This is a genomic window from Roseateles sp., assembly GCF_039595595.1.
In the GTDB taxonomy this organism is placed as follows: domain Bacteria; phylum Pseudomonadota; class Gammaproteobacteria; order Burkholderiales; family Burkholderiaceae_C; genus Roseateles.
In genome coordinates this window covers 176,281-189,860 of record NZ_JBCNLG010000002.1, presented here as the reverse complement: position 1 = coordinate 189,860, position 13,580 = coordinate 176,281, and the positions used below count along the sequence as shown (strand labels likewise).

Sequence of the window (13,580 nt, the reverse complement as noted above, 5' to 3'; positions counted from 1 at the left end):
ATCGGTCGAAGCCGGCGCCAATCCCACACGCCACGCTGAGAACACCATGTCCGGGGTCGTCGACCATCTTGCCGAACTGACGGGCTTCCGTGATCGCGACGTCATGGACGTCACGCTAGTCACCGCGCTGCGTGATCTGCTCAGCGGCCCGGCGGCGGCGGTGGCGATCTACCGCGTCGTCGGCGAACCCGGCCAGCAGCGCTGGCTGACCCGCGCCCGGCTCCATGCCGGCGATGCCGTCGCCACGGCGGACTCTCTCTGGGTCGATCCCGACACGCTGCCCGCGCTGGGCGCCTTTCCGCGTCGGCTCGACTGCCTGACCCAGCGCAGCGTGCTGCAGCAGCGCGAAAACAACCTGTGGGTGACGCTGTTCCCGCTCGCGACCGAGCGCGAGATCGTCGGCGTGCTGGAACTGCACACCGCGCGCCGGCTGAAGGCCGACGCGCAGCGCATGGTGAGCAGCGTGCTGCGGATCTATCACAACTTCCAGGGCCTGCTGGACTACAGCGAGCGCGACACGCTGACCGGCCTGCTCAATCGCAAGACCTTCGACGAGAGCTTCCTGAAGGCCGTGTCGGAACTGCCAATGCGTTCGGCCGCGCCGGACGAGTCCGGCGACGACCGCCGCCATGCCGCGGTGCATCCGCGCTACTGGCTGGGCGTCATCGACATTGACCACTTCAAGTCGATCAACGACCGCTTCGGCCATCTGATCGGCGACGAAGTGCTGCTGCTGCTCTCGCGCCTGATGCGCAGCAGCTTCCGCTTCAACGACCTGCTCTACCGTTTCGGCGGCGAGGAGTTCGTCGTGCTGATGCGCTGCGAGGACGAACCCGACGCGGCCCACGCGTTCGAGCGCTTCCGGCACAACACGGCGCACTACGCGTTCCCGCAGGTGGGGCGCATCACCGTCAGCATCGGCTTCACGCAGATCCGCGGCGGCGACTCGCCGGCCGCGGCCTTCGAGCGCGCGGACAAGGCGGTCTATCACGCCAAGGGCGCTGGCCGGAATCAGCTGCAGAGCTATGCCGCGCTCGTCGCGCAGGGCACGATGGTCGAGCCGAGCCATCTGAGCGACGTCGAGCTCTTCTGAGCTGCGACGCGGCGCCGTCCTCCCAGGCCCGCCCGCGCCATCCGCCACCTTGTTTCCCGGCCGTCCCCGGGCAAGTCCTGACCCTGGCCGTACGCCCTCAGGCAACCGCCTTGCAGCGGGCCGGGCGCCGGCGTGGCGTTCGCCGCACGCGACCTGTGAGCGGGGACTTGCTTTTCCTGCGCGGCCCCTCTAGCGTTAGGCCCATGTGAGCGTCCCCCGCGAGGGGCGCCGCGTGACGCCCCGCTCGAAGGGCGCGAGAGAGAAGCGCGACGAGCCGTCGCGATGTCGAATGCAGTGGGGTGGATGCCAGTGCCGTTGTCATCGGTTGAGCGCAGGCATCCACGGGGTGGTATGCAAACGGGCCACGACGCCCGACCTTCCATGCGCTTGCTGACCTTTCCGGTGGCTGCAGGGCTGTTGCTGGCCGGCTGTGTCGCCTTCGTGGCCACTGCCTACGGCGAGTACCGCAGTCTGGGCGAACTGACGCGTCAGGAGGGCCTGCGCGCGCATGCGCTGCGCACGCAGCAGCTGATCTCCGACCTCAATGCGCTGCTCATCGACCTGGAGACCGGCACCCGCGGCTTCCTGATCACGGGCGATGCCGTCTTCCTGCAGCCCTATGAGCGGGCACGGCAGGATCTGGACGCGAGCTACAACCAGCTCAAGGAGGCGCTGGCGCGCTCGGGCGACGCGCAGGAAGCGGCCTTCACGCGGCTGGACCGCTTCATCGCCGAGCGCCGGCTGCAGGTCGAGAGCAACGTTGAGAACCGCTGGCGCCGCGGCGAATCGGCGCTGAAGGACCGCCAGGCCTATGTCGCGGGCAAGCAGTTGATGGATGAAATCCGGGGCGAACTGGGCCGTTTGAAATCCTTGCAGCAACGCCGGATCGACGGCATCGAGTCGGCGGTCGCGCTGCAGACGCGGGAGACCACCTTGCTGGCGCAGGTGCTGCTGCTGGCCGGGGGACTGATGGTGGCGGCGGCGATGGGCGCGCTGTGGGTCGAGCGCGAACGCCGCGACAGCGCCGAACGCGCGCTGCGCGAGAGCCATGCGCGGCTGGAAGGGGCGGTCGCTGAGCGCACCCGCGAGCTGAGCGAGGCGCTCGGCCGCATCCAGAGCTTCGCCGCGGAGCTGGATCGCAGCGTCGAGGCCGAGCGGCGCCGGCTCGCGCGCGAGGTCCATGACCATCTGGGCCAACTGGGGACGGCGGCCAAGATGCTGGCCCTGTCGATGGCGCGCAAGATCGCGCCGGCCAAGGAGCCGATGCATGACGAGATGCTCGCCATCGCCGACGAGGTCATCGGTGCCGCCCGCCGCATCTCCAACACCTTGCGGCCGCCGTTGCTGGACGATTTCGGCTTCGGTGCCGCGGTGCAGCATTACGTGCAGGGGCTGCAGCGGCAGAGCGAGCTGGTCGTGGACCTGGACCTCGCGCCGGACGACGCGCTCAGCAGTGAGCAACACAACCAGTTGTTCCGCCTGCTGCAGGAAGCTGCCACCAATGTGCTGCGGCATGCGCAGGCGCACCAGCTCTCCATCGAATCCCGCGTGGAGGACGGGGCCTACCGGCTGCGCATCGAGGATGACGGCGTCGGGCCTGGGGATGTGCGCGCCGATGCGTCCGGCTTGCGCAACATGCGGGAGCGCGCCGTGCTCGCCGGGGGGGAGTTGAGCTTCGGCCCGGCCCCCCGGCGCGGCACGCGGATCGAGGTCCGCGTGCCGCTGGCGGCCGCGGATCGGCAGGAGGACGGTGCCGGCGACGGCCCGGATCGGGAGAACGAGGAGGGCTGGAATGAGGTTTCTGATCGTTGACGACCATCCGATCATGCGGCTCGGGGTCAAGCAGTTGATCCAGGGCCAGTGGCCGCAGGCAGTGATCGACGAAGCGTCGACCATCGCCGAGGCGCTTCAGCAGGGTCAGGCCCACAAGCCCGACGCGCTGGTGCTGGACCTGTCCCTGCCCGACGCCAGCGGCACCGAGGGCGCGAGCCGCATGCTGCGGGCGCTCAAGGGCGTGCCGGTGCTGGTGCTGAGCCTGAACGCGGAGTCGGCCTACGCGGCGCGGCTGCTGCAGATGGGCGTGTCGGGCTACCTGCCCAAGGACAAGGCTTCGGAGGAGCTCACCGTCGCGCTGCAGCGGCTGCTGCAGGGGGGGCGTTACGTCACGGCGGCGATGGCGGACCACCTGCTGGGCTTGCTCAGCGGGGCCACGCCCAGCCAGCTTCCGCACGAGCAGTTGTCGGCGCAGGAGCACCGCGTGATGCTGCTGATCGCCGCGGGCAAGACGCCGGCGGAGATCGCCGACACCATGCACCTCTCGGCCAAGACGGTGGGGACTTACCGGGCGCGGATCCTGGAGAAGACCGGCTGGCGCAACAACACCGAACTGACCAAGTACTGCGTCCAGCACGGGCTCACCGACATCCAGTGAGCGGGCCGCGGCTGTAGGCGATTGCCGGACAAATGCTGCGGACGGACCCCGACAGCAGCTTGCGCGGGGTGCCGCTGATGCGCGCGAGGGGCCTCGCGCAAGATGCCGGACAGGCGGTGACGACCGGTTGCCGCCGCGCTCCGGAGATCCCTTTCATGGATATTTTTCTCGTCGAGGACTCGTCGGCCATCCGGCGCCTCCTGGCACGGCGGCTCGAGGACATGCCCGGCGTGCGCGTCGTCGGCGAGGCGGATTCCGCGCCTCAGGCGATCGCGCTGATCGACTGGCTGCAGCCCGACACGGTGCTGCTGGACATGACGCTGCTGACGGGGACGGGGGTCGACGTGCTGCGCGCGCTGCGGCGCAAGGGCTTCGGCGGCCGCATCCTGATGTTGACGCACCATGCGATGGACGCCTATCGCGACATGTGCATGCAGGCCGGCGCCGACGGCTTCTACGACAAGGGCAGCGGCCTGGAATCGCTGTTCGGCGACCTCGACGAGCTGCTGCAGAGCGAGCGCGCCACGGGCCGGCAGTCGCGGCCCTCGGCGCTGCTGCGCGACACGGCCACGGGCTTGCTGGGCCAGGTGGCACTGCTGGAGCGGCTCGACCAGGTGCTGCGCATGGTCAACGCGGAGGCCGGCAAGGTGGCCGTGACCGTCATCGTGCTCAAGGGGCTGGAAGCGCTGCTGCGCAGCCAGGGCGTGCAGGCGGCGGCGCCGGTGCTGGTCGAGATCGGCCGGCGGCTGTCGGGCTGCGCGGGTCCGGCGGATCTGCTGGCCCGGCATGCCAACGAGCAGTTCGCGCTCGTCGTCTCGCGCGCCGGCTCGCCGCAGGAGGCCGAGGCGATGGCGGAACGGATCCGGGAGTCGCTGGTCCATCCCTTAGACCTGGGCGGGCATCCAGTGCGGCTGGACAGCCATGTCGGGCTGGCGCTGTATCCCCGCGACGCGGTCTCGGCGCGCGGTCTGCTGATCCTGGCCGAGGCGCGCGCGCACGGCGCGCGACTGCCGGAGCGGGGCAGCGCCGTCGTGCACTGACCCGCCGCGGGCCGCGCTTCATTCGAAGGCGCGGTCCTTCACGACGGCGTAGCGGTCCATGGTCGCCATGCGCGCCGTCTCGTGACGCACGATCGGCTCGGGGTAGTCGCGGCCCAGCACGACGCCGCAGGCGGCCAGTTCGGCCGGCTTTGCGAGCCAGGGCGCGTGGATCAGCTTCGGCGGCAGTTTCGCGAGCTGCGGCAGGTAGCGCTTGATGAACTTCCCGTCCGGATCGAACTTCTCGCTCTGATTCACCGGATTGAAGATGCGGAAGTAGGGCTGCGCATCACAGCCGCTCGACGCGGCCCACTGCCAACCGCCGTTGTTGGCGGCCAGGTCGAAGTCGATCAGCTGCTTCGCGAAATAGGCTTCACCGCGGCGCCAGTCGATCCCGAGGTCCTTGATCAGGAAACTCGCGGTGACCATGCGCAACCGGTTGTGCATGTAGCCGGTTTCATTGATCTGATGCATGGCCGCGTCGACCAGCGGATAGCCGGTTCGGCCCTGGCACCAGGCCTCGAAGTCCGCGTCGGCATCAGGCCCGTCGGCCCACTGGATGCGGTCGTACTCGGAGCGGAACGCGCGCTCGGCCACGCGCGGATGGTGGTGCAGCACCTGGTGGTAGAAGTCGCGCCAGATCAGCTCGGACAGCCAGGTCCTGGCGCCCTCGCTGCCGCCGTCCGGTGCGTAGCCGCGCTGCCAGGCCTCGCGCGCCAGGCGCCGGATCGAGATCGTCCCGAAGCGCAGATGCGTGCTCAGATAGCTCGGGCCCTTCGCCGCCGGGAAGTCGCGCGTGTCGGCGTAGCGGTCGATGCGCTCGAGGAACTCGTCGAACAGGCGCCGCGCGCCCGCGCTGCCGCCCGTCAGCGCCGCGGACAAGCCGGCGGGCTCGAAACCGATGTCGCCCAGTGAGGGGATCGCGCGCGGCGCGATGCCGGCGCGGTTGGCGAGCGCCGTCAGATCGGCGAGCCGCGCCGCATGCCGCTCGACGGGATAGCTGTTCAGGAAGAAGGGCGTGATCTCGCGCAGCCACGCGTTCTTGTAGGGCGTGAAGACGCCGTAAGGCTTGCCCGAGCCGGTCAGGATCTCCGAGCGCTCGAAGACGACGTGGTCCTTGAAGCTCTCGACCTGCACGCCGCGCGCGAGCAGCGCCTCGCCCACGGCGGCGTCGCGGCGCAGCGCGGCGGGCTCGTCGTCGTGGTTGAAGTACAGCGCGTCCACGCCCAGCGCGGCGGCCAGCGCCGGGATCTCCGCCTGCGCGGCGCCGTGGCGCACGATCAAGCCGGCGCCGGGCGCCAGCGCCGCCAGCTCGGCGTCCAGCGCCCGCAGCGCATCCAGGATGAATGCCACGCGGCGGTCGGCGCGCGGCAGCGCGTCGAGGATCTCGGTGTCCAGCACGAAGGCGCAGTAGACCCGTTCGTGCCGCCGGAGCGCGTGGTACAGCGCGGCGTGATCGTCCGCGCGCAGATCGCGCCGGAACCAGACAAGGGCGTTCATGGAGACGGAGTGTCGGTGAAATAGAATCCGCGCCTATGTCCAAGGAACGCATCGACCTCACCAATCAGTTCCTGATCGCCATGCCAGGCATGGTGGACGAGACCTTTGCCGGCTCCGTCGTGTATCTGTGCGAGCACAACGAGAAAGGCGCGCTGGGATTGGTCATCAACAAGCCGATCTCGCTCACGCTGGGCAACCTGTTCGAGAAGGTCGAGCTCGAACTGAACGACGAGGACATGGCCGCGCGGCCAGTGTTCTTCGGCGGCCCGGTCCAGACGGAGCGCGGCTTCGTGCTGCACGAGCCGCTGGACGAGCAGGGCAACCACTACAACGCGACGCTGGCCGTGCCGGGCGGGCTCGAAATGACCACCAGCCGCGACGTGCTGGAGGCGCTGTCCAGCGGCGCGGGTCCCAAGCGCGTGCTGGTCACGCTGGGCTACAGCGGCTGGGCCGCCGGCCAGCTCGAGGAGGAGATCGGCCGCAACGGCTGGATCACCGTCGACGCGACGCCCGAGATCATCTTCGACACGCCCATCGAGGAGCGCTACGACAAGGCGCTGGCGCTGCTGGGCATCGATCCGCGCATGCTCAGCCAGGAGGCCGGGCACGCATGAGAACCGTGAGCCCCCCAGTCGCTTCGCTCCTGCCCCCGAGGGGCGCTGCCCGACTTGGGGCGGCCCGGCGGCGGGCATGACAGGTCGCGTCGCCATGAGCACGGCCGCGTCTCCTGCTTCTTTCGTTTCTCCTCTCGCATTCGACTTCGGTACCAAGCGTCTCGGCGTGGCGACCGGCAACCGGATGCTGGGCAGCGCGCGCGGGTTGCGGACGATCACGGAGCAGGGCGATGCGCGCTGGGCCGCGATCGCGGCGCTGATCCAGGAGTGGCAGCCCGATGCGCTGGTCGTCGGCGTGCCGCGTCATCCCGACGGCGCCCCGCATGAGATGACCGCCCGCGCGCTCAAGTTCGCCGGGCAGTTGCGCGGCCGCTACCGGCTGCCGGTGGTCGAAGTCGACGAACGCTACACCAGCGCGGAAGCCCAGTCCCAGGGCGCGCGCGACCTCGATGCCGCCAGCGCGGCATTGATCCTCGAACAATTCTTCCGGGAACACCCATGAGCACATTGCACCTCGATGCGGAAGCGCTCTACGCCGACCTCGCGCGCGGCGTCCAGCGCCTGCTGCAACCCGACTGCGCGCTGGTCGGCATCTGGTCCGGCGGCGCTTGGCTCGCCGAGCGCCTCCAGCAGGACCTGAAGCTGCCGGGCCAGCACGGCGTCATCTCCAGCGCGCTGCATCGCGATGACTTCGGCAGCAAGGGCATGAACGCCAGCGCCGATCACACCAAGCTGCCCTTCGAGGTCGAGGGCCGCCACATCCTGCTCATCGACGACGTGCTCTACACCGGCCGCACCACGCGCGCCGTCATCAACGAGCTGTTCGACTTCGGCCGGCCCGCGAGCGTGACGCTGGCGGTGCTGGTGGACCGCGGCGGCCGCGAGCTGCCGATCGAGCCGGCCTTCTCGGCCGCGCGGGTCGCGGTCGCGCCCAACCAGCGCCTGAGCCTGGCCAAGGACGAGGCGGGCCGATTCAGCTTCGACGTGAAGGGGGACTGAACCCATGCTGAGCAAACGCAACCCCCAGCTCAACAAGCATGGCGAGCTGATCCACCTGCTGTCCACCGAGGGCCTGCCCAAGGCCATCCTGCATCAGATCCTGGACACGGCGGGGACCTTCCTGTCGGTCAACGACCGCGAGGTCAAGAAGGTGCCGCTGCTGCGCGGCAAGTCGGTGTTCAACCTGTTCTTCGAGAACAGCACCCGCACCCGCACCACCTTCGAGATCGCCGCCAAGCGCCTGTCGGCGGACGTGATCAACCTGGACATCGCGCGCTCCAGCACCGCCAAGGGCGAGACGCTGCTGGACACCGTGTCCAACCTGTCGGCCATGCATGCCGACATGTTCGTTGTGCGCCACAGCGAATCGGGCGCCCCCTATCTGATCGCGCAGCACTGCGCGCCGCATGTCCACGTGGTCAACGCCGGTGATGGCCGCCACGCGCATCCGACGCAGGGCCTGCTCGACATGTACACGATCCGTCACTACAAGAAGGACTTCAGCAATCTGACGGTGGCGATCGTCGGCGACATCGTCCACTCGCGCGTCGCGCGCAGCGACATCCACGCGCTGACCACGCTGGGCGTGCCGGAGATCCGCGCCGTCGGACCGAAGACGCTGGTGCCGGGCGACCTCAAGGACATGGGCGTGCGCGTCTGCCACGACATGGCCGAGGGCGTGAAGGATGCCGACGTCATCATCATGCTGCGCCTGCAGAACGAGCGCATGGGCGGCGCGATGCTGCCCAGCGCGGGCGAGTACTTCAAGAGTTTCGGCCTCACGCCGGAGAAGCTGGCGCTGGCCAAGCCCGATGCCATCGTCATGCATCCGGGCCCGATCAACCGCGGGGTGGAGATCTCGTCCACCGTCGCCGACGGCCAGCACAGCGTGATCCTGCCGCAGGTCACCTTCGGCATCGCGGTGCGCATGGCGGTGATGTCCATCCTCGCGGGGAACGAAGCATGAAGATCCTGATCCAGAACGGCCGCCTGCTCGATCCCGCATCGGGCCTCGACCAGACCGGCGACCTCGCCATCGCTTCGGGCCGCATCGTCGGCCTGGGCCAGGTCGGCGACTTCAACGCCGAGCGCGTCATCGACGCCACGGGCCTGGTCGTCGCGCCGGGCCTGGTGGACCTGGCCGCGCGGCTGCGCGAGCCGGGCCACGAACACGAGGGCATGCTGGAGAGCGAGCTTGCCGCCGCGGCGGCCGGCGGCGTGACCAGCCTGGTCTGCCCGCCCGACACCGATCCGGCGCTGGACGAGCCCGGCCTGGTCGAGATGCTGAAGTTCCGCGCCCGCAAGCTCAGCCGCTGCCGGCTGTTCCCGCTGGGCGCGCTGACGCGCGGCCTGGCCGGCGAGGCGCTGACCGAAATGGCAGAACTGACCGAGGCCGGCTGCGTCGGCTTCTCGCAGGCCGCCGAGCCGGTGCGCAACACGCTGACCTTGCAGCGCGCGATGCAGTACGCCGCGAGCTTCGGCTACGCGCTGTGGCTGCATCCGCGTGATCCCTGGCTGAGCGGCGGCGTCGCGGCGAGCGGCGCGGTGGCGACGCGGCTGGGCCTGTCCGGCGAGCCGGTCGCGGCCGAGACCATCGCGCTGCACACCATCCTGGAACTGGTCCGCGTGACCGGCTGCCGCGTCCACCTGTGCCGCCTGAGCAGCGCCGCTGGCGTGGAGCTGGTGCGAGCCGCCAAGCGCGATGGTCTGCCGGTCACGGCGGACGTCTCGATCAACTCGCTGCATCTGACCGATGTCGACATCGGCTACTTCAACCCCTCGATGCGCGTGCTGCCGCCGCTGCGCCAGCAGCGCGACCGGGACGCGCTGCGCGCCGCGCTGGCCGACGGCACGATCGATGCGCTGGTCAGCGATCACAACCCGGTCGCGGCGGACGAGAAGTCGCTGCCCTTCGCCGAGGCCACGCCGGGCGCGACCGGTCTGGAACTGCTGCTGAGCCTGGCGCTGCGCTGGGGCCAGGACGAAGGCCTGTCGCTGGCGCGCACGCTGGACACCATCACCGGCCGTCCGGTCAAGGTGCTGGGCGGTGCGCTGGGCTCGCTGTCCGCGAGCGCGGGGCGGCTGGTCGAGGGCGGTGTCGGCGACGTCGTTGTCTTCGACGCCGAGGCCACGGGCGCGGTGACGCCGGAGCGCCTGGTCAGCCAGGGCAAGCACACGCCGTTCTCGTTCGACATCACCGGCTTCGAGCTGCCGGGCCGGGTGCGCTACACGCTGGTGGCCGGCACGGTTGCCTTTGAATCGCTGGTCACCGGCGTCGAGCGGACGGTCTGATGCGCGCGCTTGTCGGTGTGTGGCGGGCGCTGCGGATGCTGGCGCACATCGGCCACGGCGTGTATCTGGTGCAGGTGCGTTGGCGCGGTTTCGACGTGCCGACGAAGCAGCGGTATGTCGGCTGGTGGTCGGGCAAGCTGCTGAGGGTGCTGGGTGTGAAGCTCGAGTCGCCGGGCCCGCAGGCGCCGGCGCCGCGCCTGATCACGGCGAATCACATCTCGTGGCTGGACATCGCGGCGATGCACGCGGTGATGCCGGAGGCGCGTTTCGTCTCGAAGGCGGACATCGCGACGTGGCCGCTGGTCGGCTCGCTGGCGACGGCGGTGGGCACGCTCTACATCGAGCGTGCCAGCAAGCGCGACGCGCTGCGCGTGGTGCACAAGACGGCGGAGGCGCTGGCTGCTGGCGAAACGGTGGCGGTGTTCCCGGAAGGCACGACGGGAGCGGGTTACCCGCTGCTGCCGCTGCACGGCAATCTGCTGCAGGCGGCGATCAGCACGCATACGCCGCTGCAGCCGGTGGTGCTGCGCTGGCACCAGCCGGGCAAGCCGTACAGCGAGGCCGCGCAGTACATCGGCCAGATGTCCTTGATGGAGAGTCTGTGGCGCATCCTGACCGCGAAGGACCTGGCGGTGGAAGTACGCTCGCTGCCGGCGATGCCGACGGAAGGCCTGGATCGCCGCCACTTGGCGGAGGCCCTGGCCGAGCGGATTTCAAGCGCACTCCCCAGGCCCTGAGTCCTCGGTCGTTCGGGGACGGCAAGGCATGGGGTTTCGGCGCTTGCCGCCGGGGCCCCATGCCTTGGCGGCCAAGCGCGCCGCTGTTCGCAGGCAGGCGGTCACCGAAGAACGCGGGTACGCCGGATGCCCTGGCCCGGCCGAATTGATGTGAGGAACCGGCGATGCTGCTGTGCTTCGACGACGAACAGGAATTGGCCACCCGTCTGGCCCGGGAACTGGGTCGCCCATTGGGTGTGATTGCGCGCCACCGTTTCCCGGATGGTGAGGTCCGCCTGGTGCTTCCGAAGCCGTTGCCATCGGACATCATCGTGCTGCGCGGTTTGCAGCATCAGCCCAATGACCGGCTGGTCGAGTTGCTGATCGCTGCGCCGGCGGCGCGAGGCTGGGGTGTCAAGCATCTGATGCTGGTGGTCCCCTACCTGGCCTACATGCGGCAGGACATGGAGTTCACGCCGGGTGAGGCGGTGAGTCAGCGCCATGTGGCGGCGCTGCTGTCGGCGCAGTTCGATCGTGTGGTGACGGTGGATCCGCACCTGCACCGGATTGCGAGCCTGGATGAAGTGATGCCGCCGGGGCGCGGGGTCGCGCTGTCGGCGGCGGCCTTGCTGGGCCGTTTCATCGCGGGGCAGGTGCCGGGTGCGGTGCTGGTGGGCCCGGACGAGGAGTCGGCGCAGTGGGTGGCCGAGGCGGCGCGCGCTGGCAAGCTGGAGCATGCGATTGGCCGCAAGGTGCGGTTTGGGGATACGCAGGTGCAACTGGCATTCCCTGATCTGGATGTGCGGGGTCGCGCGGTGGTGCTGCTGGATGACATGGCGTCGACGGGCCGGACGCTGATCGGCACGGCGCGCGAGGCGCTCGAGCGGGGCGCGGCGAGCGTCGACGTGGCGGTGACGCATGCGCTGTTCAATGGCGATGCGCTGCCGGCACTGCGCGAGGCGGGAGTCCGGCATGTGTGGAGCAGCAATGCGGTGCCGCACGAGAGCAATGCGGTCTGCGTCGCGGAGCTGCTGGCGACGGCGTTGCGGAGGAAGTGACTGTCCGGATGATCCGGGCGCTCCGAACGAAAAAGCCCGGCATCGCCGGGCTTTCGTCTCGTGGAGGGGCGCGAGAAGCGGCGTTACGCCTTGCCCTGGCTGGCCACGGCGGCGGCGGCCTTGGCCGCGGCTTCCGCGTCGCCGAGGTAGTAGCTCTTGATCGGCTTCAGGTCCTTGTCCAGCTCGTAGACCAGCGGAATGCCGTTGGGAATGTTCACCCCGACGATCGCGTCGTCGGCGATGCCGTCCAGGTACTTCACCAGCGCCCGGATCGAGTTGCCGTGCGCCGCGATCAGCACGCGCTGCCCCGACCGGATCGCCGGCGCGATCTGCTCGTTCCAGTAGGGCAGCACCCGCGCCACCGTGTCCTTCAGGCATTCCGTCAGCGGAATGTCCGAGGGCTGCAGCCCCGCGTAGCGGATGTCGCCGCGCTCGCTGCGCGGGTCCGAGGCCTCCAGCGCCGGCGGCGGCGTGTCGTAGCTGCGGCGCCAGACCAGCACCTGCTCGTCGCCGTACTGCTTGGCCATGTCGGCCTTGTTCAGCCCCTGCAGGCCGCCGTAATGGCGCTCGTTCAGGCGCCAGCTGTGACGCACCGGCAGCCATTGGCGATCCATCTGGTCCAGGCAGTGCCACAGCGTCCAGATCGCGCGCTTGAGCACCGAGGTGTGCGCGACGTCGAAGTCCAGCCCGGCCTCCTTCAGCAGACGGCCCGCCTGCTTGGCCTGTTCCACGCCGGTCGGCGTCAGATCCACATCGGTCCAGCCGGTGAAGCGGTTCTCGAGATTCCAGGTCGATTCGCCATGGCGAATCAGCACGAGCTTGTACATGGGTCTTGAATGGGGGTTCGTGAAGGGGGCCGGGGACCGGCAGGCCCGGCGGATTCTAGGGGCTGCCTTTCGTCGATCCCGGCCGCGCCCGCCGCGCCCAGGCTTCCGGAGCGCCGACGCGTGCTTTCGTTTCAGGCGAAACAACGGCGTTTCTATAATCCGCGGCTTTTGGATTCACCGTACAGGCCCCGCCTTGAAGTTTCTTCTTGAAAACTGGTATCTCGTGCTCGCCGCCCTGGTGTCGGGCGGTCTGCTGCTGTGGCCGATGCTGCGCGGCAAGGGCGGCGGCGTGGCGACCTCCGAGGCCGTGCGCCTGGTCAACCGCGAGAAGGGCGTGCTGATCGACGTCAGCGAGCCCGACGAATTCGCCGCCGCGCACGCCACCGGCGCTCGCAACGTGCCGCTGTCGACGCTGACTGGCACGGAGCTGCCGGCTAAGCAACTGCCCGGCAACAAGGCCCTGCCCGTGGTGCTGATGTGCAAGACCGGCGCGCGCGCGCAGCGCGCCGCTGGCATCCTTCAGAAACAGGGCTACGCGAACGCGGTCGCGGTCCAGGGCGGTCTGGCCGCCTGGCGCGAAGCGAGTTTGCCGGTCGAGAAGTCCGCGGCCTGACCGCCCTGGCGACCGCACCGGCCCCTGGGCCGGCACACGAAGACGCTCGACACGATTCTTGGAGAACAGGCGATGGCCGCCGTGAAGATGTATACGACCCTGGTCTGCCCGTACTGCGTGCGGGCGAAGTCCCTGCTCAAGCAACGCGGCGTGGACCGGATCGAGGAGGTCCGCGTGGACCTGGATCCGGCGCAGCGCGACGCGATGATCCAGCTGACCGGCCGGCGCACCGTGCCGCAGATCTTCATCGGGGACACCCATGTCGGCGGTTGCGACGACCTGATCGCGCTGGACCAGCGCGGCGGACTTCAGCCGCTGCTGGCCGCCTGACCGGCTGGCGTGCGGCCAGCCTCCGGCTCGCCGCGCGACTCTCGCGAACCCTTCACGGAGCGTCCCGGGC

15 protein-coding genes are annotated in these 13,580 nt (G+C 69.6%); 13 read left to right on the top strand and 2 right to left on the bottom strand.

Annotated elements, in window-relative coordinates; translation table 11 throughout:
• Positions 1–46: 46 nt before the first annotated feature.
• From ABDW61_RS03650 to ABDW61_RS03635, 4 genes are all read left to right on the top strand, one after another.
• Positions 47–1,093 carry a GGDEF domain-containing protein gene (locus ABDW61_RS03650; protein ID WP_343636311.1) on the top strand — a complete coding sequence of 349 codons (1,047 nt, stop codon included), beginning with the start codon at positions 47–49 and terminating at the stop codon, positions 1,091–1,093.
• Positions 1,094–1,474: 381 nt separating this feature from the next.
• Positions 1,475–2,905: a CHASE3 domain-containing protein gene (locus tag ABDW61_RS03645; protein WP_343636309.1), complete on the top strand. Its 1,431-nt coding sequence runs from the start codon at positions 1,475–1,477 to the stop codon at positions 2,903–2,905.
• Complete coding sequence (locus ABDW61_RS03640) at positions 2,886–3,524, top strand: response regulator transcription factor (protein WP_343636307.1); 639 nt, start codon at positions 2,886–2,888, stop codon at positions 3,522–3,524. The genes ABDW61_RS03645 and ABDW61_RS03640 overlap by 20 nt, the downstream gene beginning before the upstream one ends.
• A 155-nt stretch (positions 3,525–3,679) precedes the next feature.
• On the top strand, positions 3,680–4,564 hold the full coding sequence (locus ABDW61_RS03635) for a response regulator (RefSeq protein WP_343636305.1): 885 nt from the start codon (positions 3,680–3,682) through the stop codon (positions 4,562–4,564).
• 18 nt (positions 4,565–4,582) lie between these two features.
• Here the strand turns inward: ABDW61_RS03635 and ABDW61_RS03630 are convergent, their stop codons facing one another.
• Entirely contained in the window at positions 4,583–6,061 is a 1,479-nt protein-coding gene (locus ABDW61_RS03630) for a deoxyribodipyrimidine photo-lyase (RefSeq protein ID WP_343636303.1), read from the bottom strand.
• Positions 6,062–6,096: 35 nt separating this feature from the next.
• Between ABDW61_RS03630 and ABDW61_RS03625 the strand changes: the two genes are divergently transcribed.
• The 7 genes from ABDW61_RS03625 (at position 6,097) to ABDW61_RS03595 (ending at position 11,740) form a co-directional block, all read left to right on the top strand.
• On the top strand, positions 6,097–6,675 hold the full coding sequence (locus tag ABDW61_RS03625; RefSeq protein ID WP_343636301.1) for a YqgE/AlgH family protein: 579 nt from the start codon (positions 6,097–6,099) through the stop codon (positions 6,673–6,675).
• Positions 6,676–6,751: 76 nt separating this feature from the next.
• On the top strand, positions 6,752–7,177 hold the full coding sequence (gene ruvX / locus ABDW61_RS03620) for a Holliday junction resolvase RuvX (RefSeq protein WP_343636299.1): 426 nt from the start codon (positions 6,752–6,754) through the stop codon (positions 7,175–7,177).
• A complete protein-coding gene (gene pyrR / locus ABDW61_RS03615) occupies positions 7,174–7,674 on the top strand; it encodes a bifunctional pyr operon transcriptional regulator/uracil phosphoribosyltransferase PyrR (protein ID WP_343636297.1) in 501 nt (166 codons plus the stop codon). Before ruvX ends, pyrR begins: the two co-directional genes overlap by 4 nt.
• Positions 7,675–7,678: 4 nt before the next feature.
• Positions 7,679–8,641, top strand: a complete 963-nt coding sequence (locus ABDW61_RS03610) for an aspartate carbamoyltransferase catalytic subunit (protein WP_343636295.1) — start codon at positions 7,679–7,681, stop codon at positions 8,639–8,641.
• Positions 8,638–9,966: a dihydroorotase gene (locus tag ABDW61_RS03605; protein ID WP_343636293.1), complete on the top strand. Its 1,329-nt coding sequence runs from the start codon at positions 8,638–8,640 to the stop codon at positions 9,964–9,966. Before ABDW61_RS03610 ends, ABDW61_RS03605 begins: the two co-directional genes overlap by 4 nt.
• A complete protein-coding gene (locus ABDW61_RS03600) occupies positions 9,966–10,703 on the top strand; it encodes a lysophospholipid acyltransferase family protein (protein WP_343636291.1) in 738 nt (245 codons plus the stop codon). Before ABDW61_RS03605 ends, ABDW61_RS03600 begins: the two co-directional genes overlap by 1 nt.
• Before the next feature lie 164 nt (positions 10,704–10,867).
• Complete coding sequence (locus ABDW61_RS03595; RefSeq protein ID WP_343636288.1) at positions 10,868–11,740, top strand: ribose-phosphate diphosphokinase; 873 nt, start codon at positions 10,868–10,870, stop codon at positions 11,738–11,740.
• A gap of 83 nt (positions 11,741–11,823) precedes the next feature.
• Here ABDW61_RS03595 and gpmA read toward each other — a convergent pair whose 3' ends face one another.
• Complete coding sequence (gene gpmA / locus ABDW61_RS03590) at positions 11,824–12,567, bottom strand: 2,3-diphosphoglycerate-dependent phosphoglycerate mutase (RefSeq protein ID WP_343636286.1); 744 nt, start codon at positions 12,565–12,567, stop codon at positions 11,824–11,826.
• 193 nt (positions 12,568–12,760) lie between these two features.
• Here gpmA and ABDW61_RS03585 point away from each other — a divergent pair, with 193 nt between their 5' ends.
• Positions 12,761–13,180 (top strand): rhodanese-like domain-containing protein, encoded by a 420-nt coding sequence (locus tag ABDW61_RS03585; protein WP_343636284.1) that lies wholly within the window; start codon positions 12,761–12,763, stop codon positions 13,178–13,180.
• A 72-nt stretch (positions 13,181–13,252) separates the two neighbouring features.
• On the top strand, positions 13,253–13,510 hold the full coding sequence (gene grxC, locus ABDW61_RS03580) for a glutaredoxin 3 (protein WP_343636282.1): 258 nt from the start codon (positions 13,253–13,255) through the stop codon (positions 13,508–13,510).
• Positions 13,511–13,580 lie beyond the last annotated feature (70 nt).

What these genes read in the sequence shown, in the direction of transcription:
- ABDW61_RS03650 (WP_343636311.1), top strand. Translation starts at nt 47, where the DNA reads ATGTCCGGGGTCGTCGACCATCTTGCCGAACTGACGGGCTTCCGTGAT.
- ABDW61_RS03645 (WP_343636309.1), top strand. Translation starts at nt 1,475, where the DNA reads ATGCGCTTGCTGACCTTTCCGGTGGCTGCAGGGCTGTTGCTGGCCGGC.
- ABDW61_RS03640 (WP_343636307.1), top strand. Translation starts at nt 2,886, where the DNA reads ATGAGGTTTCTGATCGTTGACGACCATCCGATCATGCGGCTCGGGGTC.
- ABDW61_RS03635 (WP_343636305.1), top strand. Translation starts at nt 3,680, where the DNA reads ATGGATATTTTTCTCGTCGAGGACTCGTCGGCCATCCGGCGCCTCCTG.
- ABDW61_RS03630 (WP_343636303.1), bottom strand. Translation starts at nt 6,061, where the DNA reads ATGAACGCCCTTGTCTGGTTCCGGCGCGATCTGCGCGCGGACGATCAC.
- ABDW61_RS03625 (WP_343636301.1), top strand. Translation starts at nt 6,097, where the DNA reads ATGTCCAAGGAACGCATCGACCTCACCAATCAGTTCCTGATCGCCATG.
- ruvX (WP_343636299.1), top strand. Translation starts at nt 6,752, where the DNA reads ATGACAGGTCGCGTCGCCATGAGCACGGCCGCGTCTCCTGCTTCTTTC.
- pyrR (WP_343636297.1), top strand. Translation starts at nt 7,174, where the DNA reads ATGAGCACATTGCACCTCGATGCGGAAGCGCTCTACGCCGACCTCGCG.
- ABDW61_RS03610 (WP_343636295.1), top strand. Translation starts at nt 7,679, where the DNA reads ATGCTGAGCAAACGCAACCCCCAGCTCAACAAGCATGGCGAGCTGATC.
- ABDW61_RS03605 (WP_343636293.1), top strand. Translation starts at nt 8,638, where the DNA reads ATGAAGATCCTGATCCAGAACGGCCGCCTGCTCGATCCCGCATCGGGC.
- ABDW61_RS03600 (WP_343636291.1), top strand. Translation starts at nt 9,966, where the DNA reads ATGCGCGCGCTTGTCGGTGTGTGGCGGGCGCTGCGGATGCTGGCGCAC.
- ABDW61_RS03595 (WP_343636288.1), top strand. Translation starts at nt 10,868, where the DNA reads ATGCTGCTGTGCTTCGACGACGAACAGGAATTGGCCACCCGTCTGGCC.
- gpmA (WP_343636286.1), bottom strand. Translation starts at nt 12,567, where the DNA reads ATGTACAAGCTCGTGCTGATTCGCCATGGCGAATCGACCTGGAATCTC.
- grxC (WP_343636282.1), top strand. Translation starts at nt 13,253, where the DNA reads ATGGCCGCCGTGAAGATGTATACGACCCTGGTCTGCCCGTACTGCGTG.